The 6,646-nt window shown below is 40.2% G+C and carries 8 protein-coding genes; 2 read left to right on the top strand and 6 right to left on the bottom strand.

Features of this window, described 5'->3' with window-relative positions; genetic code table 11:
* Both ACKPQ4_RS09490 and ACKPQ4_RS09485 read left to right on the top strand, forming a co-directional pair.
* Nucleotides 1-265, top strand: a 265-nt coding sequence (locus tag ACKPQ4_RS09490; protein WP_407680943.1) for a flotillin-like FloA family protein, incomplete at its 5' end; no start/stop codon positions are given.
* Nucleotides 266-303: 38 nt separating this feature from the next.
* Complete coding sequence (locus ACKPQ4_RS09485) at nucleotides 304-798, top strand: hypothetical protein (RefSeq protein WP_407680942.1); 495 nt, start codon at nucleotides 304-306, stop codon at nucleotides 796-798.
* A 256-nt stretch (nucleotides 799-1,054) separates the two neighbouring features.
* Here ACKPQ4_RS09485 and ACKPQ4_RS09480 read toward each other — a convergent pair whose 3' ends face one another.
* From ACKPQ4_RS09480 to ACKPQ4_RS09455, 6 genes are all read right to left on the bottom strand, one after another.
* Complete coding sequence (locus ACKPQ4_RS09480) at nucleotides 1,055-2,299, bottom strand: TolC family protein (RefSeq protein WP_407680941.1); 1,245 nt, start codon at nucleotides 2,297-2,299, stop codon at nucleotides 1,055-1,057.
* A gap of 165 nt (nucleotides 2,300-2,464) precedes the next feature.
* Nucleotides 2,465-2,938 carry a hypothetical protein gene (locus ACKPQ4_RS09475; protein WP_407680940.1) on the bottom strand — a complete coding sequence of 158 codons (474 nt, stop codon included), beginning with the start codon at nucleotides 2,936-2,938 and terminating at the stop codon, nucleotides 2,465-2,467.
* Between the two features lie 84 nt (nucleotides 2,939-3,022).
* On the bottom strand, nucleotides 3,023-4,171 hold the full coding sequence (locus ACKPQ4_RS09470) for an ABC transporter permease (protein WP_407680939.1): 1,149 nt from the start codon (nucleotides 4,169-4,171) through the stop codon (nucleotides 3,023-3,025).
* A gap of 4 nt (nucleotides 4,172-4,175) precedes the next feature.
* Nucleotides 4,176-5,339 carry an ABC transporter permease gene (locus ACKPQ4_RS09465; RefSeq protein ID WP_407680938.1) on the bottom strand — a complete coding sequence of 388 codons (1,164 nt, stop codon included), beginning with the start codon at nucleotides 5,337-5,339 and terminating at the stop codon, nucleotides 4,176-4,178.
* Nucleotides 5,336-6,019 (bottom strand): ABC transporter ATP-binding protein, encoded by a 684-nt coding sequence (locus tag ACKPQ4_RS09460; protein WP_407680937.1) that lies wholly within the window; start codon nucleotides 6,017-6,019, stop codon nucleotides 5,336-5,338. Before ACKPQ4_RS09460 ends, ACKPQ4_RS09465 begins: the two co-directional genes overlap by 4 nt.
* Nucleotides 6,016-6,646 (bottom strand): efflux RND transporter periplasmic adaptor subunit (locus tag ACKPQ4_RS09455; RefSeq protein ID WP_407680936.1); only part of this gene is annotated, 631 nt, incomplete at its 5' end. The genes ACKPQ4_RS09455 and ACKPQ4_RS09460, both read right to left, overlap by 4 nt.

Raw genomic sequence — 6,646 nt, 5'->3', positions numbered from 1 at the left:
TCTTAGGTCTTCTCAAGCTTCCGCAGACAAGGAAGTTGCTCAGGCTCAAGCAGAAATTCGCAGAGCCGCCGCGGTTGCTTTGGAGCAGGAAAATAAAGCTAAAGTACAAGAGATGCAGGCCAAGTTAGTCGAGGCGGAAGCACAAATTCCGCTTGCTATGGCCGAAGCATTTCAAAAAGGCAATTTAGGGATTATGGATTATTACAGGATGCGCAACATCGAGGCGGATACTGAAATGAGAGAAAGTATCTCTAGCGATAAATAGTACAATTTTCCCCCAACAAAAAATATAATTTATATATTATGCCTGATTTGCCCATAGATACCTTGTTTATCGTAGGGCTTCTCATTGCTTCATTTGTGGGCAAAATACTGGAAGGAAGAAAGAAAAAAGAGAAGGAAAGAAATAAAAGTGCTCCTCGAGATAGACCTTTCAAGCAGAAACCGGTAACTGACTACAAAGAGGTTGCTGGTGAAAAAGGCTTGGGTGATTTGCTTAAAGAAGCTTTTGGGGAAGCTATTGAACCGATACCACCGCGGGCGGAAGTCAGGGGAAGTATTAAGGAAGTACCCCAGCAACCTGACTATAATCTGGATGAACCTATACCGTTGCCCTCGCAGACTTCAAAAAGAGTAATTTCTGAAAAAAGTTGGGAGGTTCATGAACGAGTTGAGCGAAACGAGACTCGGAATTGGCTTAAAAATGAGGGTCTTGGCTCGTCTCAATCCTTACGCCGGTCTTTTTTGGTAAAAGTACTCCTTGATAAACCGCCTGGATTAAAAAGATCTGGCTTCTGATTTTTACAGGAACTACCTTCCACCTTGGAAGCCTTCTTCTTTTCTTTGGCTTCAAGGCTTTTCCTTAAGCCTACTTCCATGCAAGTTTGGTTCCATTGACATGTCTGAGGGAATTTACAAGAACCTAAAATACACTGCACTGTTTTATTTTTTTGCACTAATAATCAGCAATACTCAACAAAACTAAGCTATACAATATTTTAGAACTTTAAAAATCAATTTCTCTGTAAAGGTATTCATAATAAACATGAGAAATTTAGTCTAACCAGTTGATACCAAGCCTTTCGGATAAGATAAGAAATGATTTCCAATAATTACTTCTATAATTAAGAGATGTTCTTTTACTTTCGTTTAAACGGTTCATTTCCTGGATAAGATCAATTCTTGAGATCAATCCGGCTTGAAATTTTAGATCGGAAATTTGATAGGCTTTTATAAATTCATCCACTAAATTCTGGGATATGTTAAAATCTTTTACATTTGATTGATGTTTAATAGTGGCCGATTCAATTTCTCTAACTGCCCGTAAAAGAGAAGCCTTCCACTCTAGATCAATCATCTTTAGGGAAGCCTCATCTATTCTTAACTGAGTTCTTCGCTTAGGGCTTAATATGGGTAAGTCTATCACAGGTCCTCCAGAGAATTTCCATTGTTCGAATCCATCGGACAGGTCACCACTCATTCCAATGCCAGAAAGGTTGAGGTTAAGAGAAGGATAAAGATTTAAGCGTGAGGCATTGATTCTATGTGCTTGTGCATATATCTTTAATTGGCCAGCAAGAATATCAGGTCTCCCCTGAAGCAATCTACTCGGTAGAAGAGAAGGTAAACTAGGTAAGGTTAATGATGAGAGGTTTGGAATTTCAGAGAGGTTCCCGTCAAGTGGTGAACCCAGAAGCGTTCCTAGTTGTATCATACAGATATCGAGATCTTGTTTGATCCGATTATGTTCTAAAACTTGTAATTTGATTTGTGTCTCCATTTTAATCAAACTGATGTTATCGTCTAATCCTGCATTATATTTATGTAGATGCAAAATGTGTGCTTCGTTATGGTCTCTAATTTGTCTGGTTGCTATGGCCAGTTCTTCCTTCAGGAAACATGCCATAAGCCATCGTTCAGTAATGCTGTAAATCAATTTTAGTTTTGCTCCTTCGAGTACATGCTTTTCAGCCTCAATAAATTTAGCAGATTCTTTTTTACGTTCATTCCACTTGCCCCATAAGTCTACCTCCCATCCATACATAGCACTGGATTCCCATCGAGGAGTTCGGGAAGTTTGAAAATTGGTTATTTTGGACTTTTCCTGTCCTTGGTTCAATCCGATGGATCCTTTCGAAAGAGGTTTGGAACCATCAGTCCGAAAACCAGATTTTGATTTTGCTAAATCGAGCTTTGCTAATTTTGCATGCCAAGAAGGATTTTCTTTAAGAGCTTTTAGAATGAGATCGTGAAGATCCCTATTCTTAATCGTGGATTGAAAGCTAAGTTCCAGTGACACATTGTTGTCTTCCGTACTTAGACTAAATTGATGATTATAATTTAACTTCGATTCAGGAGAATACTTTAAATCATCATTTTTATGATTTACACAACTACTTACCAACCAAATGAATAAAAAATATAAATAAAACCTCATTGCGGAATATAGAAATATATTTAAATATTATAGGAGTTCAATTTGCTGAGCATTTAAAAGCATCGCAGGTGGGATTGATTGTGAGTCTATTGTTCCAAGTACTTTGATTTTTCTCCCTGGTTTCAACCCCTTTACTCCTTTAAGCGTACCTCTGAGTAAATTGGTTTGTTCGTCTACTACTTGGATACTAATTGTAGAGGATAAAATTCTCTTTCTATCTTCACAACAAGCATCCCATGGAGTTGGGCAATGATGAGTATCTATCTCGTCACAAGCCTTAATCGAGTCATCACATAGAATAAAACTGGCCCTTCCTGCAGTAAAAGGCTCTCTGCGTCCTCCTATAAAACCGTTTATAACAATAATTTCCCCTGAATTAGCTCTTTTTTTTGCCTCAACGACTGACAAGGAGTCTCCAAGGTTTTGATTAGTAATGAAATCCACTGGTAAGTTTGCCTTTAAAGCAAACCTTTTCTTTTTTTCATTCTCATCACTTTCCATTCCGCAATTGCAGATTAAAAATATTGAAATTAATAGTATGATAAATTTTAAGGATGTTTTCATATTCATTTATTAACGATGTAATTAAGAAGATCTAAGTGTTTCTGGTAAAGATTTACGCAAGCAATTCCATGCTGGGGGTAAACCCCCGAGTACTCCTAGGATAATTCCAGTTCCCAACCCAAGTACTAATATGGGAGAATTAAAGTCTAAAATAAATACACCTATAGAAAAAGGAAATGCGATATCTTGAAGCATTCCTAGAACAATTAAAAATGAACAAATTGATCCAATAAACCCAGTAACGCAGGATTCTTGGATCAAGCTCAAGAGTATTGCCTTTCTGGTAAATCCAATTGCTTGCATAGCTCCAAATTCCTGAATTCGAGCAGAAAATGCGGCATACAGAGTATTTAGACCACCAAATAAAGCACCTATAGAGAGGAGAATTGCACAAAGCCATGCCATCCATCGTATAGGTGCGTAAAATCTAGACATTTTTGCGTAATATTGAGTTTCTTGAATCGCAACCAATTCCAAGTCTAATCTTTGTTTTGTAAATGCATCTAAATCAGGAATGAAGTCGGTACTCGCGAGGGCTACTACGACACAGGATAGTTTGTCTCTTTGCGTATAAGTCATCAGATCCTGAAGCGGTACCCAAACTTCAGCCTCCATAACTGTTCCAATCGCGTCAAAAACTCCGGAAATTTTCAATTCTTCTCCACTTAATTCCACCATTTTTCCGACTTGGAGGGCCGAATTTTCTAGGCCAAGTTTGTGGTGTGCCAATCTGCCAATCATTATTTCTCCAGATTCTGGAAAGCGGCCTTTTAAAATCCGGATACCTTTGTGTACCCATAAGGCTTCATGGCGTACCCCTCTAACTAAAGCCTGAGACTTTATTCCATTATTATTGAGGATTCCGTTGAAATGAATTTCCGGAGAAATTGTAGGCTTTTCCATAGTCTGAAGGATTCCGGGAATTGAACCAGCTAAAATTTGATCCAAACCACTCTGAACTTCGCTTCGTTCCACACTTTCTTCACTTCCAGCACCTAGAAGGATGACATTTCTAGAGTCCCCGGTTTGGGCAAGAGTACGCTCCATAGCTTGGTTCATAGATGCAGCAAGCATGACTAGTATTACAACTAATGAACTTCCGCTAATCAATTGAACTGATTGGCCGGGTCTGCGCAGAAGGTTTCTGCAGGAGTAGATAAAAGGAATCATGCAATCAGGCTGTTTTGAGGCTTTCCTGGATGGAGGATTTGCTACCTTGCCAAGCTGGGTAAAGACCAGCAATTACTCCCATCCCAAGAGAGGCAAAAATGCCTCGAAAAACCACTTCACTAGATGGGACGAAAGCCAAAACTAATCCTTCGTTTCCTATCGAAACACCTTGGTAATGAAGAAAGCAATAGGACGCAAAAATACCCAAAAAGCCACCAAGCCCAGAAAGTAAAACACCTTCCGCAAGAATCATCCAACCAATCATCACCTTGGAATACCCCAAGGTTTTGAGAACGGCATGTTCGGATATTTTTCCTCTTACTGTGAGCAGAATGGAGTTAGCTATCAGTCCCACGACCGCACAAACACAAGCAAGACCAATCCACCTAGAAAACCGTATAAGTTCGATGAGTTCGGTCGCGGTATTGGCAAAAAAAGCCTTCTCAGGCTGGGTGGAGGTGGGCTCAGTGTCGCTTTTAAACCTTTGGTCAATAGCATGAGATACGCTCTTTATCAAAGAGGAATCATTTACCTTTACGTTGAATTGTGTGACCACGCCCAAACCGATTTTCGAAGCCTGTTGAAGAAAAGGCAGGTGAACAAAGGCTACATTGTCATTTTGTGAACTATCTTCAGCCTCGACGACGCCACTGACCGAAACTGTTATTCCAGCCGCGTCAAATAGATCACCTACATTCAATTTTCTTCTTTTGGCCAGATTTTTTCCTATTAGAGCTCCATCATCTCTTTTTTGCCAGGTTTCCCATGAACCTTTCAACATTTTGATTTCACCATTTTTGTCCTTAAAAGTGTCACTAGGTACACCTCGGAAAACGACCACGTCCAAACTGGTGCCACAATTATTAACTACGATTTGAATGGGAATAACCGATTTTACTCCTGGTAATTTAGCTATTTCGTTTTTGTAATGTTCGGGCAGCCGGCTGGTTGCCGGGCAAAATCTGTTTTCTCGATACACAACGAGCGTGGTGTCATCAGCGTTTGAAACTGTGGCTGTTTGAAGGGAACCTTGCATAGTTTCAACCGAAGCAAACAAAAACATACCGGTTGCCACACCCAGTAAAGTTAGAAAAGAGCGAGTGCGGTTTCTTAAGGCCTGTTTGCAGGATAACGAGGCTATATTTATAAGGATAAAAAACAGTTTCATTTACTTTGCAAAAGTTTGCCTTTTTCCAACTCAAGCAACCGAGATGCTCGGGCTGCAGCTTTAGGGTCGTGAGTAACCATAACAATGGTTCTTTTTTGTACTTCGCTTAAGGATTGCAACAGATCGAGAATTTCGTCCGCCGACTGCCGGTCTAAATCCCCAGTTGGTTCGTCAGCAACAATTAATGAGGGGTCGGTTACTAGGGCCCGAGCTATGGCTACCCGTTGTTCTTGACCCCCAGAAAGTTCATTAGGCCGATGATTCATTCGATCAACCAGTCCAACTTGTTCCATTACTGCTTCAACGCGAGCTCGGCGCTCTTTCTTCTTCATTGAGTGGATCAATAAGGGAAGCTCGACATTTTCATAAGCGCTGAGAACCGGAAGTAAATGGTAGAGTTGAAAAATATAGCCAATGTTACGGGAACGCCAACTTGTAAGCTGATCGCGATTCATTTGGTCCAGATGAGAATCTCCAATTCGAAGACTTCCAGAAGAGGGAGAATCCACCCCCGCAATGATATTTAGCAAAGTAGTTTTTCCACTGCCTGAGGGTCCCATCAAGGCAATAAATTCAGCAGGAAAAACCTCCATACTTAAACCTGCAAGAGGAGTAATGGACTGTTCGCCCTTGAGGTACTCTTTGGTTAATCCCAGTGCTTCAATGTAAGAATGTTTCATTGGAATTTGGAAATTTTAATCCGGTCGCCAGATTTTAGGGAAGATGGTGGGTTGAGAATGATGAGGTCCCCCGCATTTAGGCCAGAAATAACAGATATATATTGATTGTTAATTTCATTACCAAAACGAACTTTCCGTAATTCTGCACTTCTGCCATCTGCCCCAATTATCCAGAGTTCTTTTATTGATTGATTATTTTCAGGCTTCAGTGTGAAAGGTACAAAAACGCCGAGACTGTTTGCAGAGTTTTTACTTTTTGAGTTCTCTGTATCTAATAAAAATTTAGCTCGGCAGAGCATTTCCGGCCTTAGTCTGTCATCTGGGTTCAGAATCCGAACTTTTACCTGAAGTGTATTTCTTTGCAGGTCTGCTTCACCAGAGATTCGAGTTAATATTCCCTCAAATTTTAGCTCTGGTAAAATAGAACAAACGATTTCAACTTTTTGGTTTAATGAAAGTTTGGAGGCGTCCGCAAGTGGGACGTCGATACGTGCTTGTAGTTTGTCTGCCTCAAAAATAATCAAAGCGGTGGATGAATCAGGGGCATCCATTTGGCGCATCAATCTTTTGCCGGGATTTGCTAAAAGTCTTAAAACCACTCCGTTAATAGGCGAATGTATGAGGGTT

The organism is Candidatus Chordibacter forsetii (genome assembly GCF_964187505.1).
In the GTDB taxonomy this organism is placed as follows: domain Bacteria; phylum Verrucomicrobiota; class Verrucomicrobiia; order Opitutales; family Seribacteraceae; genus Chordibacter; species Chordibacter forsetii.
Note: the sequence above shows the minus strand (reverse complement) of the source record. Positions and strands in the feature narration are given on the sequence as shown.